This is a genomic window from Arthrobacter sp. 05L428 (assembly GCF_056397665.1).
In genome coordinates, this window is the sequence record NZ_JBFTNW010000001.1 from 234,657 (window position 1) to 255,374 (window position 20,718).

At 66.9% G+C, this 20,718-nt stretch carries 20 protein-coding genes and 1 tRNA gene; 16 read left to right on the forward strand and 5 right to left on the reverse strand.

Features of this window, described 5'->3' with window-relative positions; translation table 11 throughout:
• Positions 1–5 precede the first annotated feature (5 nt).
• Positions 6–3,356, reverse strand: a complete 3,351-nt coding sequence (locus tag AC1DH3_RS01125) for a lamin tail domain-containing protein (RefSeq protein ID WP_476908426.1) — start codon at positions 3,354–3,356, stop codon at positions 6–8.
• Positions 3,357–3,732: 376 nt separating this feature from the next.
• Between AC1DH3_RS01125 and exaC the strand changes: the two genes are divergently transcribed.
• From exaC to AC1DH3_RS01160, 7 genes are all read left to right on the forward strand, one after another.
• Complete coding sequence (exaC, locus tag AC1DH3_RS01130; RefSeq protein ID WP_441416939.1) at positions 3,733–5,256, forward strand: acetaldehyde dehydrogenase ExaC; 1,524 nt, start codon at positions 3,733–3,735, stop codon at positions 5,254–5,256.
• A gap of 87 nt (positions 5,257–5,343) precedes the next feature.
• A complete protein-coding gene (locus tag AC1DH3_RS01135) occupies positions 5,344–5,751 on the forward strand; it encodes a DUF779 domain-containing protein (protein WP_476908427.1) in 408 nt (135 codons plus the stop codon).
• Positions 5,752–5,926: 175 nt separating this feature from the next.
• Positions 5,927–7,477, forward strand: coding sequence for an amino acid permease (locus tag AC1DH3_RS01140; RefSeq protein WP_441416940.1), 1,551 nt, complete (start codon positions 5,927–5,929; stop codon positions 7,475–7,477).
• A 273-nt stretch (positions 7,478–7,750) separates the two neighbouring features.
• Complete coding sequence (locus AC1DH3_RS01145) at positions 7,751–8,737, forward strand: ABC transporter substrate-binding protein (protein WP_441416941.1); 987 nt, start codon at positions 7,751–7,753, stop codon at positions 8,735–8,737.
• A gap of 14 nt (positions 8,738–8,751) precedes the next feature.
• Entirely contained in the window at positions 8,752–9,594 is an 843-nt protein-coding gene (locus tag AC1DH3_RS01150) for an ABC transporter permease (RefSeq protein ID WP_441416942.1), read from the forward strand.
• Entirely contained in the window at positions 9,591–10,364 is a 774-nt protein-coding gene (locus AC1DH3_RS01155; protein ID WP_441416943.1) for an ABC transporter permease, read from the forward strand. Before AC1DH3_RS01150 ends, AC1DH3_RS01155 begins: the two co-directional genes overlap by 4 nt.
• Entirely contained in the window at positions 10,354–11,250 is an 897-nt protein-coding gene (locus AC1DH3_RS01160; protein ID WP_476892073.1) for an ABC transporter ATP-binding protein, read from the forward strand. Before AC1DH3_RS01155 ends, AC1DH3_RS01160 begins: the two co-directional genes overlap by 11 nt.
• Positions 11,251–11,335: 85 nt before the next feature.
• Here the strand turns inward: AC1DH3_RS01160 and AC1DH3_RS01165 are convergent, their stop codons facing one another.
• Together AC1DH3_RS01165 and AC1DH3_RS01170 are read right to left on the reverse strand one after the other, a co-directional pair.
• Positions 11,336–12,844: a catalase gene (locus AC1DH3_RS01165; protein ID WP_476892290.1), complete on the reverse strand. Its 1,509-nt coding sequence runs from the start codon at positions 12,842–12,844 to the stop codon at positions 11,336–11,338.
• Between the two features lie 24 nt (positions 12,845–12,868).
• A complete protein-coding gene (locus AC1DH3_RS01170; protein WP_476892074.1) occupies positions 12,869–13,336 on the reverse strand; it encodes a Fur family transcriptional regulator in 468 nt (155 codons plus the stop codon).
• A 79-nt stretch (positions 13,337–13,415) separates the two neighbouring features.
• Between AC1DH3_RS01170 and AC1DH3_RS01175 the strand changes: the two genes are divergently transcribed.
• Together AC1DH3_RS01175 and htpX are read left to right on the forward strand one after the other, a co-directional pair.
• Entirely contained in the window at positions 13,416–14,687 is a 1,272-nt protein-coding gene (locus tag AC1DH3_RS01175) for an MFS transporter (RefSeq protein WP_441416947.1), read from the forward strand.
• Positions 14,688–14,751: 64 nt separating this feature from the next.
• Positions 14,752–15,624, forward strand: a complete 873-nt coding sequence (gene htpX, locus AC1DH3_RS01180; RefSeq protein WP_476908428.1) for a zinc metalloprotease HtpX — start codon at positions 14,752–14,754, stop codon at positions 15,622–15,624.
• Between the two features lie 120 nt (positions 15,625–15,744).
• On the opposite strand, the gene AC1DH3_RS01185 is transcribed toward htpX, so the two are convergent.
• Positions 15,745–16,236 (reverse strand): YajQ family cyclic di-GMP-binding protein, encoded by a 492-nt coding sequence (locus AC1DH3_RS01185; RefSeq protein ID WP_138768479.1) that lies wholly within the window; start codon positions 16,234–16,236, stop codon positions 15,745–15,747.
• Between the two features lie 200 nt (positions 16,237–16,436).
• On the opposite strand from AC1DH3_RS01185, the gene AC1DH3_RS01190 reads away from it, so the two are divergent.
• Both AC1DH3_RS01190 and AC1DH3_RS01195 read left to right on the forward strand, forming a co-directional pair.
• A complete protein-coding gene (locus AC1DH3_RS01190; protein ID WP_441416949.1) occupies positions 16,437–16,691 on the forward strand; it encodes a hypothetical protein in 255 nt (84 codons plus the stop codon).
• 150 nt (positions 16,692–16,841) lie between these two features.
• Positions 16,842–16,923 (forward strand) — tRNA-Tyr (locus AC1DH3_RS01195).
• A 98-nt stretch (positions 16,924–17,021) separates the two neighbouring features.
• Here AC1DH3_RS01195 and AC1DH3_RS01200 read toward each other — a convergent pair.
• Positions 17,022–17,735: an alpha/beta fold hydrolase gene (locus AC1DH3_RS01200; protein ID WP_441416950.1), complete on the reverse strand. Its 714-nt coding sequence runs from the start codon at positions 17,733–17,735 to the stop codon at positions 17,022–17,024.
• 146 nt (positions 17,736–17,881) lie between these two features.
• Here AC1DH3_RS01200 and AC1DH3_RS01205 point away from each other — a divergent pair, with 146 nt between their 5' ends.
• The 5 genes from AC1DH3_RS01205 to AC1DH3_RS01225 all read left to right on the forward strand — a co-directional run bounded on the left by AC1DH3_RS01205 (position 17,882) and on the right by AC1DH3_RS01225 (position 20,695).
• Entirely contained in the window at positions 17,882–18,274 is a 393-nt protein-coding gene (locus AC1DH3_RS01205; RefSeq protein ID WP_441416951.1) for a DUF7793 family protein, read from the forward strand.
• Positions 18,275–18,385: 111 nt separating this feature from the next.
• Positions 18,386–18,562, forward strand: coding sequence for a DUF1059 domain-containing protein (locus AC1DH3_RS01210; protein ID WP_476908429.1), 177 nt, complete (start codon positions 18,386–18,388; stop codon positions 18,560–18,562).
• On the forward strand, positions 18,559–19,722 hold the full coding sequence (locus tag AC1DH3_RS01215) for an EAL domain-containing protein (RefSeq protein ID WP_441416953.1): 1,164 nt from the start codon (positions 18,559–18,561) through the stop codon (positions 19,720–19,722). Before AC1DH3_RS01210 ends, AC1DH3_RS01215 begins: the two co-directional genes overlap by 4 nt.
• Positions 19,712–20,269 (forward strand): GNAT family N-acetyltransferase, encoded by a 558-nt coding sequence (locus AC1DH3_RS01220; protein WP_476892077.1) that lies wholly within the window; start codon positions 19,712–19,714, stop codon positions 20,267–20,269. The genes AC1DH3_RS01215 and AC1DH3_RS01220 overlap by 11 nt, the downstream gene beginning before the upstream one ends.
• A 21-nt stretch (positions 20,270–20,290) precedes the next feature.
• A complete protein-coding gene (locus AC1DH3_RS01225; protein WP_476892078.1) occupies positions 20,291–20,695 on the forward strand; it encodes a VOC family protein in 405 nt (134 codons plus the stop codon).
• The last annotated feature ends 23 nt before the right edge of the window (positions 20,696–20,718 follow it).

The following is a 20,718-nucleotide window of genomic DNA, read 5'->3' on the forward strand; positions in this document are numbered from 1 at the left end:
TATCGCTAGTTGGTGCGCCCGGCCCAGAGGTCGTCGAAGCTGACGGTCAACGGGGTCGGCGTTCCGGTGGTGCTGAGGTAGCTGTAGATGCCGATTCCACCGGCGCTCTGCAGCGTGGCCGTGCTGTCGGTTGTGCTCAGTTGCCAGTTCGCCGGTTCCGCGGTGCCCACCTTCCAGACCTTCGCCCGGATGGTGGTCGGTGCGGTTCCGGTAACCTGCAGCCGGAACTGAAGCCGGTCCCCGGTATTGAAGGTCAGTCCGGACACTGTCGCGGCACTCATGTTCGTATTCGTGCTGCGGGTCAGGTGCAGGCTCACCGCGCCGGCGGAATTAACCACCACCCGTGCACCGTAGGTATCCGCACCCACCCGGCGGCCGATCAGGCCGGTGTAGATGCTGCTGGCGGTCGGCCGGTTGAAGCCGATCGTTGCCCGCACCTCCGTGTCGGTGGAGGAGACACCGTCAAGGTAGGCGTAGCGGTTGGCGGCAGCGGGGCTGGCAATCGTGGCCGCACTGCCGTTGACGGCGAAGTTCGAGGCTGTCCCGGACAATGTCCAGGGCCCGCCCGTTTCCGCCGTCCCCAGACCGCCGGTGACCGTGCGGGTRAACGTGTCCTGAGCCAGGACACTGCCCGCCGGCGGCGCGGCAACRCTTACCGAATGGCTGACCGTACCCTTGGCGCCGCCGTTATCCGTYACGGTCAGGGTGACCGTATACGTCCCCTCGGCAGCGTAGGTGTGGCTCGCCGTCACCCCGGTCCCGGTCCCGCCGTCACCGAAGTCCCAGGCGTACGAGGCGATCGTGCCGTCCGAGTCCGTTGAACCGGCCCCGTTCACGTTCGCCGTCAACCCGCTCACCCCACTCGTGAACGCCGCAACAGGCGCCACATTCGACGGCGGAGTCCCCTTCGTGTTTGCCAGTCCCGGTGTGCCGCCGGTGGTGGACACCGCGGTCCAGTTCGACGCAACGGAGTTGTCCGCCGTCGGCGAGGTCAGCTCCAGCGAAGGGCCGGTGCCGTCTGCCGCAGTCGGCCACGGCGCCGCGTTCGAGTAGGTGACGGAGTCCACCACCCGGCTGCCGTCGCGCAGCACTATGGCTTCGCCGGCGTCGTCGAGAGTGCCCGTGAACGTGCCGCCCACAAAGCGGTTCGCCCCGGTGTAGGCGAGGCGGAACGCCTTGTCATTCGCCACGAACACCACGCGTCCGCCGGCCGGGATCACCGTGCCGGGCTGGATCTTCAGGCCGACCGCATCGATCGTCCAGCCCGAGATATCCACGGCCGTGCTGCCGGGGTTCGCCAGCTCGATGTACTCCCCACCGCTTCCGGCCGGGTGGTACTGGATCTCATTGACCACCACATTCGCGTCGGCCGCTTGTGTGGTGGGCACCGGCAGTCCCGGGCCCGTGTTGCCGTTGATCGTGTTGCGGCGATCCGCCAGGCCGGCCAGGAACGCGGTCCGCGCCGACGCCGGCGTGTACCCGCCCCACTTAGCGCGGTCCAGGTTCCAGTCCGGCGTGGTCTGGGCCGATATCGCGTCCCACTGCGCCTCGTACTGCCCGGCCGGAAGGAACTGGTCGGCCAGGGTACGCAGCCGCCGGTAGAACATTTCCTTGATCTCCGGGTAGCTCAGCATGGCCTGCGTGAAATTGTTGGAGGTGTCCGGGGTCAGGAAGAGGCCCTTGCCGTCCGAGGAGGGAGTGGTGAAGATCCAGTTCAGGTCCCACTGCCACATCTCCCACCGGCCGGTCCCGTCGGTGTCGCGGGCCAGCCACCAGTTGTACCAGCCGCTGTCCTGGTGCCGGATGATCGAGTTGATCGCCATATAGTTGACCAGCTCCGGCATGTTCACATTCTGGTAGATCCAGGCCTGCTGCGCCGCTGAGGGCGAGGCGTCGACCGAGTTGGACAGGGTCCAGACGTCGGAGAAGTCCTCATCCTTGCGGGTCTTCTTGTCCAGCCAGCTCGAGGCCTGGAGCGCGGCCGGAGACGACGTGGCGCCCACGCTGCCGCCGTCGCCCTTGTAGATCGCCCAGTTGGACACGCCCTGGTCATCCCGCCAGCGGCCGTCCTCGGTCTCCATGATCCGGCCCAGGCTCCAGAAGGTGCCATTGCGCTGCGTACGGACCGGGACGATGTTCAGGGCCCGGTCGCCACCGGCCTTCACGGTCGCCCAGCCGACGTCGGCGAAGTTGTCCGCGTAGTTCTGGAGCGCAAATTCGTCCAGCGGATAGGGCAGCTTGCCGCCAAGATCGAAGATGTAACCCTTGGGCAGCTCGACCTTCCAGCTCACCTTCGCATTGCTCCGGGAGGTGTTGCCGCGCACGTTCATCAGGGCGCCGTCGATGACCTGGCCGTTGTAGGCCCAGACCGCCGCGCCCTGGTAGTCGTCGTAGCGGTGGTTGGCCAGAATGTCGTTGTACACGGCGTCATCCATGAACCACTCGATGACAGGAAGCGAGCTGCTGACCGCGGAGTTCAGGACCACCACGCCGCGGTAGCGCACCGAGTCACCGGCCGCAGGTTCCGAATAGCCGGTACCGCCCGCGGAGGCATCGACCCGGTAGCGGATCAGGTTGCCCGCGCTCTGACCCGGGATGGTTCCGGAATACACGCCGTCGCCTGCCCCGCCGGGGCTGGCCGCATCATCTATGAACGGAACCACGACGTCGGCGCCGAACATCACCTTGTAGGTGAGCTGAGCTGTGGAGCCGGTCCGGAGCCGGGCCGTAACGGCCACCGGCTGACCGGCGGACGGCCGCGCCGGGGTCGCCTTCAGCTCAGCGACGACCGGCGCCGGCCCGGTCCCGTCGAGCGAGTTCTTGGCCCCGGGGGTGCCGCCCGCAGCCAGGCTCGCGCCCCAGCTGTCGGGCTGTGTGTTGTCCAAGGTCAGGTCGCGCAGTTCGAGGGTGGGGCCCGTCCCGTCAGGCGTCGATGGCCAGGGCGCGACGTCCGCGTAAGTGACGGTGTCCACGACGTTCAGCGCCGCATCGACCAGCGTGACCGCTTCGCCGCCGTTGCTGAGGTTTCCGCCGTAGACGGCGTTCGGGGCGAACCCGTATGTGGTCTGGAACTGGGCGGCATCCTTCGCCACCACAAAGTAGCCGTTGGCGGGAACCACGGTGCCCGCAGCGAAGACGGCCGTGACGCCGGCGGTGAAGGACCATCCCGAGATGTCCAGCGGAGCGCCTGATGTGTTGGTCAGTTCCAGGAAGTCGTCGGTATCCAGATCCGATCCGGAATGGTAGTTGAGTTCTGAGATCACCATCCCGCCCGACGTCGCCGCACTCGCCGGGACAGCCTGCGAGACCACGAAGGTGCTGGCCATCGCCGAAGCCAATGCAATGGCCGACGCCATCCGCCAGCCTCTTCCTCCTGCTTTTGTTGCCGTTTTTACCACCATGCCAAGAGCCCCCTCAATGAAGGTGTGAGCGCCGTTGGTGAGCAGCTGGACGCCCACGCCGCAACAGCCTGCGGCGTCACGCTGAGTATCGGAGGGGGCTCCGGCGGTGTCCATAGGTATTGCGGGGTGGAGGTAAGTACCAGAACACGGGCCCTATTGCCTGGATGGTGGCCGCGTTCCTGAACGAGCCCAGCGCAATGAGAGTCCGCGTGATCCGGCTCACATGGTTGCAACCTGCTCGCAACCTCCCGGCTCCTAGGCTGGTGCCAGCGGCGGCCGCAGAGATCCTGGCCGCTCCCGCCACCAATCTTGCACAGCAAAGGAGCTAGCAATGACTGTCTACGCACAGCCCGGTACCGAGGGCTCGAAGGTCACCTTCAAGGACCGCTACGAGAACTGGATCGGCGGCGAATGGGTTGCCCCGGTCAAGGGCCAGTACTTCGAGAACATCACCCCGGTGACAGGCAAGGCCTTCTGCGAGGTCGCCCGCGGCACCGCCGAGGACATCGAGCTGGCCCTGGACGCCGCGCACAAGGTCGCACCGTCGTGGGGGAAGACCTCCGTCGCCGAGCGCGCGGCCATCCTGAACAAGATTGCCGACCGGATCGACGAGAACACCGAGATGCTCGCCGTCGCCGAGTCCTGGGACAACGGCAAGCCGATCCGCGAAACCCTCAACGCCGACATCCCGCTCGCCGCGGACCACTTCCGCTACTTCGCCTCCGCCGTCCGCGCCCAGGAGGGCCGGCTGTCCCAGCTCGACGACGACACCACCGCCTACCACTACCACGAGCCGCTCGGCGTCGTCGGCCAGATCATCCCGTGGAACTTCCCGATCCTGATGGCCGTCTGGAAGCTGGCCCCCGCGCTCGCCGCCGGCAACGCCGTCGTCCTCAAGCCGGCCGAGCAGACCCCGTCCTCGATCCTGGTGCTGATGGAGCTGATCAGCGACCTGCTGCCGGCGGGCGTCATCAACGTCGTCAACGGCTTCGGCGTCGAAGCCGGCAAGCCGCTCGCCTCCAGCCCGCGAATCCGCAAGATCGCCTTCACCGGCGAGACCACCACCGGCCGCCTGATCAGCCAGTACGCGTCCCAGAACCTGATCCCGGTCACCCTGGAGCTCGGCGGCAAGAGCCCCAACATCTTCTTCAACGACGTCGCGGATAACAACGACGCCTTCTACGACAAGGCTCTTGAGGGCTTCACGCTCTTCGCCTTCAACCAGGGCGAGGTCTGCACCTGCCCCTCCCGTGCCCTGGTCCAGGAAGGCATCTACGACTCCTTCATGGCCGACGCGCTGGCCCGCACCCAGAAGATCATCCAGGGCAACCCGCTGGACACCGACACGCAGCTCGGCGCGCAGGCCTCCAACGACCAGCTCGAGAAGATCCTCTCCTACATCGACATCGGAAAGCAGGAGGGCGCCAAAGCGCTTACCGGCGGCGCCCGCGCCGAACTGTCCGGCGACCTCGCTGGCGGCTACTACGTCCAGCCCACCATCTTCGAGGGACACAACAAGATGCGGATCTTCCAGGAGGAGATCTTCGGGCCGGTGGTTTCGGTGACCCGCTTCAGCGACTACAACGACGCCATGGGCATCGCCAACGACACCCTTTACGGCCTGGGCGCCGGCGTCTGGTCCCGCAACGGCAACGTCGCTTACCGCGCCGGCCGCGAAATCCAGGCGGGCCGGGTGTGGGTCAACAACTACCACGCCTACCCGGCCGGCGCCGCGTTCGGCGGGTACAAGTCCTCCGGCATCGGCCGCGAGAACCACGCCATGATGCTGGACCACTACCAGCAGACCAAGAACCTGCTGGTCAGCTACAACGAGAACAAGCTCGGCTTCTTCTAAGCCGTTGCGGCGGGGCGGACCGGACCGGTCCGCCCCGCCTTCCCGTCCCGCCCGTGACAGCCGCCCCTACTTGCAGGAGAAGCTCCGATGACCCAGACCAGGCTCGACGCCGCCGTGACACAGGCCGGCGAGGACTTTTCCCGCGTGGCGCTCACCCCCGAAGCCGTTGAGCTGCTGCGCAAGCTCTGGCTCCAGCACGGCCCGCTCATGTTCCACCAGTCCGGCGGCTGCTGCGACGGCTCCTCGCCCATGTGCTACCCGGCGGGGGAGTTCCTCACCGGAGACTCCGATGTGCGGCTGGGCCTGTTCGACATCTCGGACGGCCTGCAGCCGCAGCCGCTGGAATTCTGGATGTCCAAGGAGCAGTTCAACTACTGGAGCCACACCCACTTGACGGTCGACGTCGTCCCCGGCCGCGGCAGCGGCTTCTCCGTCGAGGCTCCCGAGGGCAAGCGCTTCCTGATCCGCTCGACGCTGATGGACTGGCCCGCCTGAGCCACTGAAGCCCTGGGCGCGAACGTTCACTTGGGGGCCCCGCGGCCGGGGCCCCCAAGGGTATGTTCGCGCTCTTTTGCGTCTCACGATGTGGGATAAAAGCGGCCGTCCAGTGGATGGACACTACTATTAATAGGTCTGTTTCCAACCAGCTACCGAGATTTTGGACTTTCCTATGAACCTTTTCCGGACCAAATCCATCGAGCAGTCGATCGCCGACGCCGATGAGCCCGGACGCAAGCTGAAACGCTCGCTCAGCACCTGGGACCTGATGATCATGGGCGTCGCCGTTGCGGTCGGCGCAGGCATTTTCTCGGTCGGGGCCAAGGCTGCCGCCAACTTCGCCGGCCCCGCCGTCACCATCTCGTTCGCCATCGCAGCCGTCACCTGCGCCCTGGCGATCATGTGCTATGCCGAATTCGCCACCGCCATCCCGGTGGCCGGCTCAGCCTATGTCTTCACCTACGCCACCATGGGGGAGGTGCTCGCCTGGATCATCGGTTGGAACCTCATCCTCGAGCTCTTCACCGCCGCCGCCGTGATCGCCAAATACTGGGGCATCTACCTCAGCAAAGTGTTCGCGCTGATGGGACTGGACGTCCCGCCGTCGATCTCCGTGGCCGGCGTCGACCTCTTCTGGGGCGCCTTCCTGATTGTTGCCGTGTTCACCGTGCTGCTGGTGCTGGGGACAAAGCTGTCCGCCCGTGTCGGCAACGTGTTCACGCTGATCAAGATCGCCGTCGTGCTTTTCGTCATCGTCGTCGGCTTCAGCTACGTGAAGTTTGAGAACTACGCCCCGTTCGTCCCTGCCTCCGAACCCACCGGCGGTACCGGCGCCACGGACGTGCTCAAGCAGTCCTTCTTCGGCTTCCTCACCGGCGCGGCCCCGGCCCAGTACGGCACGCTCGGCATCTTCGCCGGCGCCGCCCTGGTGTTCTTCGCCTTCATTGGTTTCGACGTCGTCGCCACCTCCGCCGAGGAGGTCAAGAACCCGCAGAAGACGCTGCCCCGCGGCATCTTCGGCGGCCTGGCGATCGTCACCGTGCTCTACATCCTGGTCTCGCTGGCCCTGACCGGCATGGTGTCCTACACCAAGCTGGCCGAGGCGAAGAACCCGACGCTGACCACTGCCTTCGAGGCCGTGGGGAACACCGACGCCGCAAAGGTCATCGCCTTCGGCTCCCTCGTGGGCCTCACCACGGTGATCATGGTGCTGCTGATGGGCCTCTCGCGTGTGGTCCTGGCCATGAGCCGCGACGGCCTGCTGCCGCGCTCGCTCTCCAAGACCGGCACCATCCGGGCGACCCCCGCACGCCTGCAGATCATCTGCGGCACGGCCGTGGCGGTCGTGGCCGGACTGACCAACGTGGACCTGCTCGAGGAAATGATCAACATCGGCACGCTCTCCGCGTTCGTGATGGTCAGCCTCGGCATCCTGGTGCTGCGCCGGAAGCGGCCGGACCTTAAGCCGGCCTTCCGCGTGCCGTTCGGCAAGGTGCTCCCGGTCGTCTCGGCCGTCCTGTGCCTGTACCTGATGACGAACCTGGCGGTGGAGACCTGGATCTTCTTCGCGATCTGGCTGGTCATCGGCATCGCGATCTACTTCGCCTACGGCCAGCGCCACTCCCGGCTCAACGAGAAGTTCGCCGAGGCAAGGGCCGCCGTCAACGGCCCGGCCGCCGATCCGGTTGCGGACGAGGATGCGGAGTCGCTCACCCGCTCGTAGCTGCAACGCTGCACTGCCACGCGGTTAGTCAACGCGGGGTCACTACGGCCCGTCCGGCCTGTCCGGACGGGCGTAGGGGCCCCGCGTTGCTGCGTTGCGGGAGGTATTGCCGCGGCCTCTTCCGCGCTCGTCTCGGAGCTGTAACAATGCGCCTAATGTGGTTGACCTCACAGTAGCCTTAGGTCAGACTTGATTTTGAACGCTTGTTCGGAGAGCGAACTTTGGGGCTTGGGAGCTTGTCACGCCCACGCCAATGCGCACATAGGAGTGAACATGAAACGTCGTATTATCGCCGTGCTGGCGGCCGCATCGGTCCTGGCCCTCTCGGCCTGCGGCAGCGGATCGCCGAGTTCCACCGGCGGGGGCAGCGCATCCGGCGGTGCAACGGGCGGCGGAAATCTGACCAAGGTCAGCGTCGGCGTCATCCCGATCGTCGACTGCGCCCCCATCTACCTGGGCAACAAGCTGGGATTCTTCAAAGACGAAGGCCTTCAGCTGGACATCCAGACGGCCACCGGCGGTGCGGCGATCGTCCCCGGCGTGGTGAGCGGCAGCTTCGACTTCGCCTTCTCCAACCTGATCTCCGTCATGGTGGCGAAGGACAAGGGCCTTGACCTGAAATTCGTCGCCAACGGCGCCTCAACCACGGGCGAGAAGGGCAAGGACATCGGCGGCGTCGTCGTCCCGGCCGGGTCCAGCATCCAGTCCCCGAAGGACCTTGCGGGCAAGACCGTCTCGGTGAACAACCTCTCCAATATCGGGGACACCACCATCAAGTCGGTCGTCGAAAAGGCCGGTGGCGACCCCTCGAGCGTGAAGTTCGTGGAGGTGGCCTTCCCGGACGCCCCCGCCGCGCTGGCCAACAAGCAGGTGGACGCGGCCTGGATTTTGGAGCCCTTCCTGTCCAAGGCCGTCGCAGAGGGCGGCAAGATCATTTCCTCCAACTTCGTGGACATGAGCCCTGAGCTGGACATCGCCGGCTACTTCACCAAGGCGGACACCATCAAGGGCAAGGCCGAGCTGACCCAGAAGTTCACCCGGGCCATGAACAAGTCGCTCGAATATGCCCAGGCGCACCCGCAGGAAGTCCGCGACATCGTGGGCACCTACACCAAGATCGACGAAGCCACCCGGGCCAAGATTGTCCTGCCCCGCTACCGTGTGGAGTTCAACAAGGACGCCTTCAAGACCCTCGGTGATGCTGCCGCCAAGTACGGGACGCTGTCCAAGGCCCCGAACGCAGGCGACCTCCTCCCGTGAGTTCCGTAAGTTCCATGAGTTCCGACGCTGTGGCGTCCGGCGGTTCCGCCTCCGGCGGGAGGCGGAACCGCCGGTCCGGCCACAAACTTCCGGTGAAGCAGTTGCTCGGTGTGGTCGGGATAATTGGGTTCCTGGGAACCTGGGAGCTCATTCCGCGTCTGGGAATTATCGACGAACGTTACCTTCCGCCCGCCAGCGAGGTCATTTCCGCCCTGGCCCTCGACTTCGGCCTGACGGCGTTTTGGGTCTCGGTCGGTGAAACCATGAAGGCCTGGTTCCTGGGCCTCATCATCGCGGTTGCCCTCGCCGTGCTGCTGGGCTTCATCATCGGATCCAGCAGCTTCCTGCGCAAAGCCACCAACTCCACCGTCGAGTTCCTGCGCCCGATTCCGTCCGTGGCCCTCATCCCGCTGGCCGTGTTGCTCTTCGGCGTGAAGATCGAGTCGTCACTGATGCTGATCACCTATGCCGCCTTCTGGCAGGTCCTCATTCAGGTCCTCTACGGGGTGGCCGACGTCGACATGGTCGCCAACAACACCGCCAAGACCTACGGGCTGGGGTGGATGGCGCGGATCCGCTACGTCGTGTTCCCCACCGCGTTGCCCTACCTGATGACCGGTGTCCGGCTCGCAGCCACGGTGGCGCTGGTCCTGGCCATCACGGCGGAACTCGTGATCGGTTCGCCGGGGCTAGGCCGTGAAATCGCGCTCGCGCAATCCGGCGGCGCCATCTCGGGCATGTACGCCCTGGTGCTCGCCACCGGGCTGATCGGTGTGCTGATCAACGTCCTGATGCGCTTCATCGAAAAGAAGACCCTGTCCTGGCATTCCTCGGTCCGTTCTGAGGTGATCGTATGAAAGCACTGAAAACGGCGGCCTACCTGCTCGCGCTGCCAGTTCTGCTCGTCCTGGCCTGGTGGGCCTCCACCCTCGGAACGGTCAATTTCTTCGTCCCCACCCCGGCCGCCCTGGTCAACAAGTTCGGCGAGGTCTGGTTCGGCCCCCGCTTCTTCTCGGATGTGCTGCCCAGCATCGCCCGGCTCCTGATCGGCGTGGTCGCGGCGATCGTGATCGGCGTCGTGGGCGGGGTGCTGATCGGCTCGGTCAAATGGCTCCGGGCGTTGCTGGAACCGACGCTCGAATTCTTCCGCGCCATCCCGCCGCCCGTGCTGGTCCCGGTCCTGATCCTGCTGATGGGCATCACCGACTCGATGAAGATCGCGGTCATCATCTCCGGCTGTGTCTGGCCGGTGCTGCTGAACACCATTGAGGGCGTCCGCGCCGTGGACGGGGTCCTCTCGGATTCGGCCCACACCTACGGCATCGACGGCTGGGCCCGTGTGCGTTACCTGGTGCTGCCCTCGGCCAGCCCGCAGATCCTCGCCGGCGTGCGCCAGTCGCTGTCCCTGGGGCTGATCCTGATGGTCATCTCCGAAATGTTCGCCTCGTCCTCCGGGTTGGGCTTCACGATTGTCCAGTTCCAGCGGTCCTTCGCCATCCCCGAAATGTGGTCCGGCATCGTGGTCCTCGGACTGCTGGGCGTGGCCATGTCATTCATCTTCCAGTGGGCCGAGCGGAACATCCTGCGCTGGTACCACGGCCAGAAAGAGGTAGAAAATGCAGCCTAGTGCAGCGCAAGCGGCCCCGGAGGCGATGCTCTCCGTCCGCGGACTGAAGAAGGTCTACCAGACCGACGGCGGCGACGTCGAAGCGGTGCGGAACCTCACCTTCGATCTCCGCGCCGGTGAACTGGCCTGCCTCGTGGGCCCTTCGGGGTCCGGCAAGACCACCCTGCTCAAGTGCATCTCGGGCCTGATGACCCCCACCGAGGGGGAAGTGCTCCTGGACGGCAAGCGGGTGTCCGGGCCGCCGAAGAAGATGGCGGTGGTTTTCCAGGAATACGGACGCTCGCTGTTCCCCTGGATGCGGGTCAGGGACAACGTGGAACTGCCGCTGAAGAACCAGGGCGTGCCCAAGGCCGAACGCGACCGACTCGTCGACGAGGCCCTGGAGGCCGTGGGCCTGGCCCACGTGCCGCGCTCCTACCCTTGGCAGCTTTCCGGCGGCATGCAGCAGCGCGTGGCGATCGCCCGTGCCATCGCATACCAGCCCGAGGTCCTGCTGATGGACGAGCCGTTTGCCGCCGTCGACGCGCAGACCCGCGCGGACCTCGAGGACTTGATCCGGGTGGTCTGGAAGAAGCTCGGCGTGACCGTGCTTTTCGTGACCCACGACATCGACGAGTCGGTCTACCTCGGTGAACGGGTCATCATCCTCTCGAGCTCCCCGACCGTGGTGCAGGAGGACATCGTGATCGACCTTCCGGCCGAGCGGGACCAGCTGGAGACCCGTTCCCTGCCCCGGTTCACCGAGCTCCGCCACCACGTCTACGAGCAGATCCAGCTCGCCAAGAGGGGCCACCGCCCCGCAGCGGCGGGCGCGCCGGCAGCAGCTACCGCGGCAGCGTCGGCGCCGGCGGCCCCGGCGGCGGACCCCGGCGCCAGCGGCGCCTAGCTGTCCCGCCGGTCCGGGCGCCGGACGAAAAGAACACCCCGCCGCGGTTCTCCGCGGCGGGGTGTTCTTTCATTGCCGGGAAAGGCTAGCCGATCTTGTTGGCAGCCTCTGCGTCCGAAGTGGCAGCACCGGCGGCGGCACCCAGGTTGGCCCGAAGCTTCGCGCCGAGCTCGGCGTCGACGTTGGTCCAGTACTGGATGGCGCGCTCCTTGATGCCAGCGTCCTTGACGCCGCCCACCGCACCGGTGAGGGTGTCCAGCAGGCGGGCCTTGGCGCCGTCGTCGAACACCTCGCGGTACAGCGTGCCGGCCTGGCCGAAGTCGCCGTCCTCAGCGTGCAGGGAGTGCGCGGAGAGCGTCAGCTCGCCGTCGTTCTCCCAGCCGCCGGCCGGGTTCTGCGGTTCCACGGCGGCGGGACCGCCGAAGGAGTTCGGCGCGTACACCGGGACCGAGGGGGCGTTGAAGTGGTACCGCGCCGCGCCGTCCTGGCTGTAGTTGTTGACCTGGCTCTTGGGCAGGTTCACCGGGAGCTGGGCGTGGTTGGTGCCCACGCGGTAGCGGTGCGCGTCGGCGTAGGAGAAGATGCGGGCCTGCAGCATCTTGTCCGGGGAGGCGGCGATGCCCGGCACGAAGTTCGACGGCGCGAAGGTGGCCTGCTCGATCTGCGCGAAGTAGTTCTCCGGGTTCTTGTTCAGCTCCATGGTGCCGACCTTGACCAGCGGGTAGTCGCCGTGCGGCCATACCTTGGTGACGTCGAACGGGTTGAAGCGGTACGTCTTGGCGTCCTCGTACGGCATCACCTGGACGTGCAGGTCCCAGGAGGGGAAGTTGCCGGCGTCGATGTTCTCCTGCAGGTCGCGGATGTAGAAGTCCGCGTCCGCGCCGGCCAGCTCTTCCGCTTCGTCGCCCGTCAGGGACTTGACGCCCTGGTTGGACTTGAAGTGGTACTTGACCCAGAAGCGCTCGCCCGCTGCATTGATCCACTGGTAGGTGTGCGAGCCGTAGCCCTGCATTTCACGCCAGGAGGCCGGCAGGCCGCGGTCGCCCATGAGCCAGGTGACCTGGTGGGCGGACTCGGGGGAGAGGGTCCAGAAGTCCCACTGCATGTCGGCGTCCCGCAAGTGGGTGCCCGGGAGGCGCTTCTGCGAGTGGATGAAGTCCGGGAACTTGATGCCGTCGCGGATGAAGAACACCGGGGTGTTGTTGCCGACGAGGTCGTAGTTGCCCTCGGTGGTGTAGAACTTCACGGCGAAGCCGCGCGGGTCGCGGAGTGTGTCGGCGGAGCCTGCCTCGCCGGCGACGGAGGAGAAACGGATGAGCATGTCCGTCTCGGCGCCCGGCTGGAACAGCGCGGCCTTGGTGTACTGGGAGACATCCCCCGTGGTCGTGAACGTGCCGAAGGCGCCGCCGCCCTTGGCGTGCACGACACGCTCCGGCACGCGCTCGCGGTTGAACTGGGCGAGCTTCTCCACCAGGTAGTGGTCGGTCAGGATAATCGCGCCGTCAGCACCGACGGACTGCGAGTGGGCGTCGGAAGTGACGGGGGCACCGGACTGTGTCGTGGACACTGCGGGCGCAGAGATGTTCTGAGTCATCATTCTCCTATTTCTGTTTCTAACTTAGTTACGGTCGGCGGGGAGTTTTTGGGTGCGCTGGCAGTCCTCGCAGATGCCCTGGTACAGGACGTCCGCGATCTGGATGGTCATGGGCTTGGAGCCCGACTCCCAGTGCGGGGTGAGGCACGGCGCGTGGCCGACGGCGCATTCAACGTCCTCCACACGGCCGCAGCTGATGCAGACGGCGTGGTGGTGGTTGTCCCCCACACGCGTCTCATACAGCGCGGGCGAGTGCGGGGGTTCGAAGCGGCGCAGCATCTGCAGCTCGGTCAGGTCGCCGAGGACCACGTAGACGGACTGCGCCGTAAGTTCGGGCAGCTCCTCGCGGGCTGCGGCAAGGATGCTCTCCGCCGGCGAATGCGGGTGGCGTTCGACGGCGGCCAGCACGGCCAGCCGCTGCTTAGTGACCCGGCGGCCGTGGGCATGCAGGGCGGCGGTCCATGCCTCGCTGCCGCCCACCGAATCCGTCATGGCCCCATTCAAGCACTTATTTTTAGCTGGTCACAATAAGGTTCGGCTTATTTCCTTTGTGGCCCACTAGAGTTGCCGGGTGGGGAAATTCCTGGCGGACATCACGCCGTTACGCGAAAGCCCGGCCTTCCGCCGTCTGTGGCTTGGATCCGCCGCCTCGGCGTTGGGCAGCCAACTCACCCTCGTAGCCGTGAGCCTCGAGGTCTACCGGCTCACCCAGGACAGCCTGTACGTGGGGCTGCTGAGCATTTTTGCCCTGGTCCCGCTGGTGTTCGGCGGCCTCCTCGGCGGCTCCATCGCGGATGCCCACGACCGCCGCAAGGTCGCGCTGCTCGCCTCCGCGGTGCTGTGGCTGACTACGGTCGGCCTGGCGCTGCAGGCGTGGCTGCACTTGGGCAACGTCTGGCTGCTGTACCTGCTCGTCGCGGTGCAGAGCGGCGCGCAGGCCATCAACCAGCCGGCCCGCAGCGCCATCATCCCGGTCCTGGTCCGGAAAGAGCTCCTGCCCGCGGCGAATGCCCTGAGCATGATGATCTTCGGCCTGACCATGACCGCCGGTCCGCTGCTGGCCGGCGTGCTGGTGGCCACGGTCGGCTTCGCCTGGACCTACACGATCGATGTGGCCAGCTTCGCGTTTGTCGTCTGGGCCCTGCTGAAGCTGCCGCCCATGCCGCCAGGGCATGAGTCGCACCGGGCCGGCCTGCGCTCCGTCGTCGAGGGCTTCCGCTTCCTCGGCACGCGGCCGAACCTGCGCATGACCTTCGTGATCGACCTCGTGGCCATGATCCTGGCGCAACCGCGGGCGCTGCTGCCGGCCATCGCCGCACTCATGATCGGTGGCGGCGAAGCCACGGTCGGCGTGCTGCTAGCCTCAACTGCCGTCGGCGCGTTCCTGGCCGGGCTCTTCTCCGGCCCGCTCGGTGCGGTCCGGGCGCAGGGCACGGCGGTGGTCTGGTCTGTCATGGGCTGGGGCGCCTCCATCGCGGGGCTGGGCCTCGTCGTCGTGCTCGCCGGCCGGTCCGGCGCCGCGGGCGTGACCCCCTGGCTGGTGCCTGCCGCCGTGTGCTGCGCGCTCGCCGGTATCGCCGACTCCGTCAGCGCGGTCTTCCGCACCACCATCCTGCAATCGGCCACCCCGGACCACCTGCGCGGCCGGCTGCAGGGCGTCTTCGTGGTCGTCGTCGCGGGCGGCCCCCGGGTGGGGGACATGCTGGCCGGCGGCGCGACTAAGCTGCTCAGTGAAGGCTGGGTTCTGCTCGCCGGCGGGGTGCTGTGCGCGGTGGTGGCCTGGCTCGTGGCGCGCTGGCAGTCCGGGTTCCTGAAGTACGACGCGCGGAACCCGGTTCCCTAGCGGTTCGTTTCTTAGATGGGTGACCCGTGGGACACCCGATCGACGGCATGGCTTGGGAGGATCAGTGCATAACCATCACAACGGCTTGAAGACGGCGGCCCTGTTCGGCGTGCTCTGGGCGGTGCTGCTTGGCCTGGGCGCGGTGATTGGATCCGGGATGCGGAGTTCGGCGCCCATCTGGATCATGGCCCTGATCGGCGTCGGCACCACCGCCTACGGGTACTGGAACAGCGACAAGATCGCGATCCGGTCCATGCAGGCCTATCCGGTGACCGAGGCCGAGGCGCCGGGGCTGCACCAGATCGTCCGGGAGCTCTCCGCCCGCGCCAACCAGCCGATGCCGCGGATCTACATCTCACCGACCATGGCACCCAACGCCTTCGCCACCGGCCGGAATCCGCAAAACGCCGCGGTCTGCTGCACGCAGGGCATCCTGCAGCTGCTCGACGCCCGCGAACTCCGCGGCGTGCTCGGCCACGAGCTGATGCACGTCTACAACCGGGACATTCTCACCTCGTCGGTGGCCGCCGCCGTCGCGGGCGTGATCACCTCGGTGGGCCAGATGCTGCTGTTCTTCGGCGGGGGCGGAGACCGCCGCAACGGCAATCCCCTCGCCCTCCTCGCGATGGCCCTGCTGGCGCCGTTTGCCGCGTCGCTGATCCAGATGGCCATCTCCAGGACCCGCGAGTACGACGCCGACGAGGACGGTTCGGCGCTCACCGGCGACCCGCTGGCGCTGGCCTCGGCCCTGCGCAAGATCGAACAGGGCGTCCAGCTCGCGCCGCTGCCGCAGGACCAGCGGCTGGTCAACGCCTCGCACCTGATGATCGCCAACCCGTTCCGCGGCGGCGGCATGGCGCGGATGTTCTCCACGCACCCGCCGATGAGCGAACGGATCGGCCGGCTTGAGCGGATGGCGGGGCGTCAGCTGGGCTAGGCCCGCCGGCCCGACGACGCGCACCTGGTTCCATGACGCACAAAAGGGCTGACGCTGCCGGAATACCGGTGGCGCCAGCCCTTTTGTGCGTCGCAGGGTAGTGCCCGACGCGGAGCGCAGCTAGCTGCGGAAGTTCACGAACTGGAGATCGGCCTCGTCGAAGCCTTTCAGCAGGTTCATGGTTTCCTGGAGGTCGTCGCGGGACTTGGACGTCACGCGCAGCTCGTCGCCCTGGATCTGGGACTTGACCGACTTGGGGCCCTCGTCGCGGATCAACTTGTTGATCTTCTTCGCGAGGTCCTGGGCAATGCCTTCCTTGATGGTGGCCTCGAGGCGGAATTCCTTGCCGGAAGGGTAGGGCTCGCCCGTGTCGAGGGACTTCAGCGAGATGCCGCGGCGGATCAGCTTGGACTGCAGCACGTCGAGGACGGCCAGCACCCGCTCCTCGGAATTGGCCTTCATCAGGATCTTCTCGCCGCTGAAGTCGACCTCGGCGCCGACGCCCTTGAAGTCGTACCGCTGCGCCAGTTCCTTCTGCGCCTGGTTCAGCGCGTTGGCGACTTCCTGCTTGTCGACCTTGCTGACGACGTCGAATGTGGATTCGCCTGCCATGACTGTCCTCCTGATGTTGTCCGGACGCCCTGCTGGAGGGCGGTGTTTTCTGCATTCCAGCCTAGTACGGATGCTCCGGATGTGAAGGTGCCGCGGGGCGGCCGGTCTTCACAGTTGGCTCAAAGCTGAACCCCGGGGGGAACGAAGCTTGGCCCGGGAGAGTTGGGACCGTTGGAAGAGCCGCTTGAAAGGCAGGGCACATGAACCGCAGGGCCATCCGTAACGTCAGCAGCACCACCGCCGCAGCCGCGGGTTCCATCACGACGGCGGTGACGTCGGTGGCCGCCGCGGCCCTGGCGGCCTCCATCATCCTCAGCCCGGCCGCAGACGCTTCCGCCCGCCTCGGTGGCGTGCAGGCGGACCTGGCCCGGGCGGTGCAGCTGAACCAGGTCACCGCCGAGCAGGCGGCGAAGTTCGAGGCCAAACTCGCCGGCCGCATCCTCGGAGAAGCCTGATATTCCGGGCCACCCGGGGCCACGCGGCGCCGATTCGATTCTTCGGCGGAAGTTCTGTAAAGTTGTCTTGCCCGCGGTTGCTGGAAGCGGAACGGACTGGAAACAGGCGTTCGGCAGATGGAAGCCGCGAGTGATCTTCTTTTGAAGTTCGGCAGATTACCCGAGCGGCCAAAGGGGGCTGACTGTAAATCAGCTGGCAACGCCTACGGGGGTTCGAATCCCTCATCTGCCACCCTCGAGAAAGCCTCCGGAACCAAACGGTTCCGGAGGCTTTTTTGTTTTATTGCGCGACTGCTCCGTAGGTGCCGTTACGGGACGTGAAAACGGCAGTTATGGAGCAATCGGCGTTCGGTCCACGGCGGCGACGATGGCAGCACCCAGTTCCGCGGGCCTGGTGAACTGCGGCCAATGCCCGGTCGGCAGGTCCAGGTATTCGACGTCGCGGATCCGTGCCAGCTCCGCGACATACGGCTGCTCCGCGGCAATCCATTCGAGCAGCACCGACGTCGGAAATTCGCAGGCGATGACAGTTGCCGGAACGTCGTAGCGGCGGTCATCGTGGAGCCTCTGCTGGTCGTAGGCAACGCCCTTGGGTTCCGGGACGGCGCGGGCCCGGAAGGCGGACCGGAGCTCCTCGTCCAGGTCAACGAGGTCCTCGTCCTCGAAGAATTCCCATGGCGGCAGCGGCACCTCGTCGCCGTCGGCCGGCAGCTGGTCGTTGACGACGCCGCCGTCCCCCAGCGGGCCGCTGTCCACGTAGATGGCGCGGGCAACGCGGTCCGGTCGCGCATCCACGGCGCCATGGATGATCGCCCCGCCGCCGGAGTGGCCCACCAGGACCACCGGGGTATCCACCCTGTCTACGGCGGCCACGACGGCGTCGATGTGGGTGCGCAAGCCGATGCCGGCGCGCGGTGCGTCAGCCGACTCCAGCCCGGGCAGCGTGAGCGGGTGGACCCGATGCCCCGCGGCGACCAGCGGCGGCGTGACCTCCGACCACGACGACGCGTCCAACCAGAAACCGGGAACCAGGATGATGTCCATGACGGCACCCTACGCGGTCCGGCCGCTGGCGAAGGCGCGCAACGCAGGGGGTTTCCGCCGTCGAACGTCATTTTCCGGTCGAAAACGTGCCCGGCGTCACATCTTGGCCCGCTGAGGCGCTACTCTGTCGCAGGAGGGGGAATCACATGGAGATAGTCCTGGCAGCTGGCAAGGGGACGCTCAACCTGGATGAGAGCGGAATTCTTCGGCTGGCCTGGGCCTCCGGGTCCATGCTCGATACGGCGGACGCCGTCGATTCCGTCGTTGCCATTTCAAAAATCAGCGCCGGGCGGATGCTGCCCTTGCTGATCGACATCAGCGACGTCAAGCTGACCGCCGGAGCCCGCAACCATTACCTGGAGAGCCGCTTCGTTTCCTCCGTGGCACTCGTCGGCGAATCGAACGTGGACCGGGTTGTCGCCGCGTGGATGCGCCGCGGAAACGACTGCCCGCAACGCTACTTCACCTCCCGCGCCGACGCCCTGGAGTGGTTGGGTGAGCTGGCCGCCAGCGACGAACCGCAGAGCGTCGCCGGCTGATCCTTCCGCGGCACCGGAGGCTCCGGCGACACCCGGGCGGATAATCGGCCGATCCGGCATTACTGCGGAGTAGGGTTAGGCGCGTTGATCGAATGAGCCTGAGGAGTTGACATGAAATCGTTTGCATGTGGTGACGTTGTTCCCGATTGTGAAGCCCGCTGGGTCTGCAGCACCGATGACGAAATCCTGGTCCAGGTCGGCGCCCATGCCGCGTCCGTGCACGGCCTGACCGAGCTTCCCGCCGAGCTCGTCGACTCGGTGCACAAAGCAATCCACCCGGTTAGTTGATTCCTGCGGCGGGCGGTCCACCTTCCGGGTCCGGCGCCACTGCACCGCCGGACTGGGATGGGCTGCTGGCCTCGGCCTGCCGCGGCGAAGGCCTGGCGGCTGCCTACCAGCCCATCGTTGATACCGCGCGGGGAGCGGTGGTGGGCTATGAAGCCCTCGCCAGGTTTCCCGGCTATGCCGAGAAGAACCCCGAAGTCTGGTTCGCCGCTGCGCGTCAACACGGGAAAGCCGCTGAACTCGAAGCGGCCGCGCTGCGCACCGCGCTCAAGGCCCGCGCCGCCCTGCCGGCCAACTGCTTCCTGACCCTCAACGTCTCACCGGAGCTGCTGACCACGGAATGCATCCGCAGCGTCTGGCGCGACGAGGGCAAACTGGGCGGCCTGATCGTCGAACTGACAGAGCAAACACCGATCGACTCGTACGTGGAGCTGGAACCGGACCTCAACCAGTTGCGCGCCGCCGGTGCCCTGATCGCCGTCGACGACGCCGGAGCCGGCTACGCGGGACTGCGCCACCTGCTGGCCCTGCGCCCCGCCCTGATCAAGATCGACCGGGACCTGATCCAGGACGTCGACCGTGATGAGGCGAAGCGTGCCCTCATCGGGATGCTCGGCGCGTTTGCGAGTCAGGTCGACGCCTGGATCCTGGCCGAGGGCGTCGAACGGGCGGAGGAGCTCGAGGCACTGGTCTCGCTGGGCGTCCCGCTCGTGCAGGGCTACTACCTCGCCCGGCCCGCCCCGCCCTGGGCCGGCATTGATCTTGACCTGGCCCACCGCCTCGCCAGCGCCCGTCCGGTGGCACACAAGACGGTCATCCGCGACGTCGTCGAACCGGCGACGACGGCCGGCAGCGTCACCCAGGCCGCTGACGCCTTCGCGGCCAACCCGGCGCTGGAGGCCGTCGTGCTGCTCGGCGAGCACCTGCGGCCGGTCGCGGTGCTGGACGCCGGAGCGTCCGCACTGGGCGTGGTCAGCCCCGGGATGCGCGTGAACCTCGATACCCCGCTCAGCCAGGCCCTGGCCCGGGCCATGACGAGGCCCAAGAACCAGAGGTTCGACTCGCTCCTGGTGACGGACAACGCGGGGCGTTTCGCCGGCGTTGCCAGGATGGAGCGGATGATCATTGCGCTCACCGGGACGGCAGGGGCACGTGACGACTGACGCCCCAAGCGCGCTGGCGGGAGAGCTGCCCGGCGGTCTCCGCATCAGGCTGCTTCGCGGTTCCGACGCCGAACGGCTGGGGGCCGCGTACCGGCGGAACCGGGATCATCTTGCGCCTTGGGAACCGGCCCGGAGCGCCGAGTTCTTCACCACGGAGGGGCAGCGCGCCAACATCGGCGGCAAACTCGCCATGTTCGGCGCCGGAACCGGCGTTCCGTGGGTCCTGCTGGCCGGCGGGGAGGCCGTGGGGACGATGACGCTGAGCGGCATCGTGCGCGGGCCTTTCCTCAGCGCCAACCTCGGGTACTGGGTGGATCAGGACTTCAACGGGCGGGGCATCGGATCGGCCGCCGTCGCCCATGTTGTCGGAGCCGCCAGCACCGCGCTGGGCCTGCACCGGATCCAGGCGGCCACGCTGCCGCACAATGCCGCTTCCCAGCGGGTGCTGCAGCGGGCCGGGTTCCAGCAGATCGGACATGCCCCGGAGTACCTGCAGATTGCGGGCGCCTGGCAGGACCATCTCCTGTTCCAGCGCATCCTGCACTGAGGCACGTGCGAGACTCACACAGTGACTGACGAATCCTTCGGCGACCTGCACCACGTCGAGCTCTGGGTGCCGGACCTTGCGCGGGCCCGGGACGAATGGGGCTGGCTGCTGACCAGGCTCGGCTACGGGCAGTTCCAGGACTGGCCCCGCGGGCGGAGCTGGCGGCGCGGCGCCACGTACATCGTCGTCGAGGAGTCACCCGACCTGGACGGCCGGAACCACCACCGCACCGCGCCCGGGCTGAACCATCTGGCGTTCCGGGGCGGAACGCCGGAGCACGTGGACGCGCTGGCCGCGGACGGCCCCGGCAACGGCTGGACCGAGCTGTTTCCGGAAAAATATCCGCACGCCGGCGGCCCCGGACATTACGCTGCCTACCTGGTGAACTCGGACGGTTTCGAAGTCGAGCTGGTCGCCACCGGCTGACCCGGCGGCCGGGCGGGTACCGT

Excerpts from the sequence above, each read along its gene's own strand:
- exaC (WP_441416939.1), top strand. The coding sequence starts at position 3,733 with ATGACTGTCTACGCACAGCCCGGTACCGAGGGCTCGAAGGTCACCTTC.
- AC1DH3_RS01135 (WP_476908427.1), top strand. The coding sequence starts at position 5,344 with ATGACCCAGACCAGGCTCGACGCCGCCGTGACACAGGCCGGCGAGGAC.
- AC1DH3_RS01140 (WP_441416940.1), top strand. The coding sequence starts at position 5,927 with ATGAACCTTTTCCGGACCAAATCCATCGAGCAGTCGATCGCCGACGCC.
- AC1DH3_RS01145 (WP_441416941.1), top strand. The coding sequence starts at position 7,751 with ATGAAACGTCGTATTATCGCCGTGCTGGCGGCCGCATCGGTCCTGGCC.
- AC1DH3_RS01150 (WP_441416942.1), top strand. The coding sequence starts at position 8,752 with ATGAGTTCCGACGCTGTGGCGTCCGGCGGTTCCGCCTCCGGCGGGAGG.
- AC1DH3_RS01155 (WP_441416943.1), top strand. The coding sequence starts at position 9,591 with ATGAAAGCACTGAAAACGGCGGCCTACCTGCTCGCGCTGCCAGTTCTG.
- AC1DH3_RS01160 (WP_476892073.1), top strand. The coding sequence starts at position 10,354 with ATGCAGCCTAGTGCAGCGCAAGCGGCCCCGGAGGCGATGCTCTCCGTC.
- AC1DH3_RS01165 (WP_476892290.1), bottom strand. The coding sequence starts at position 12,844 with ATGACTCAGAACATCTCTGCGCCCGCAGTGTCCACGACACAGTCCGGT.
- AC1DH3_RS01170 (WP_476892074.1), bottom strand. The coding sequence starts at position 13,336 with ATGACGGATTCGGTGGGCGGCAGCGAGGCATGGACCGCCGCCCTGCAT.
- AC1DH3_RS01185 (WP_138768479.1), bottom strand. The coding sequence starts at position 16,236 with ATGGCAGGCGAATCCACATTCGACGTCGTCAGCAAGGTCGACAAGCAG.
- AC1DH3_RS01190 (WP_441416949.1), top strand. The coding sequence starts at position 16,437 with ATGAACCGCAGGGCCATCCGTAACGTCAGCAGCACCACCGCCGCAGCC.
- AC1DH3_RS01200 (WP_441416950.1), bottom strand. The coding sequence starts at position 17,735 with ATGGACATCATCCTGGTTCCCGGTTTCTGGTTGGACGCGTCGTCGTGG.
- AC1DH3_RS01205 (WP_441416951.1), top strand. The coding sequence starts at position 17,882 with ATGGAGATAGTCCTGGCAGCTGGCAAGGGGACGCTCAACCTGGATGAG.
- AC1DH3_RS01210 (WP_476908429.1), top strand. The coding sequence starts at position 18,386 with ATGAAATCGTTTGCATGTGGTGACGTTGTTCCCGATTGTGAAGCCCGC.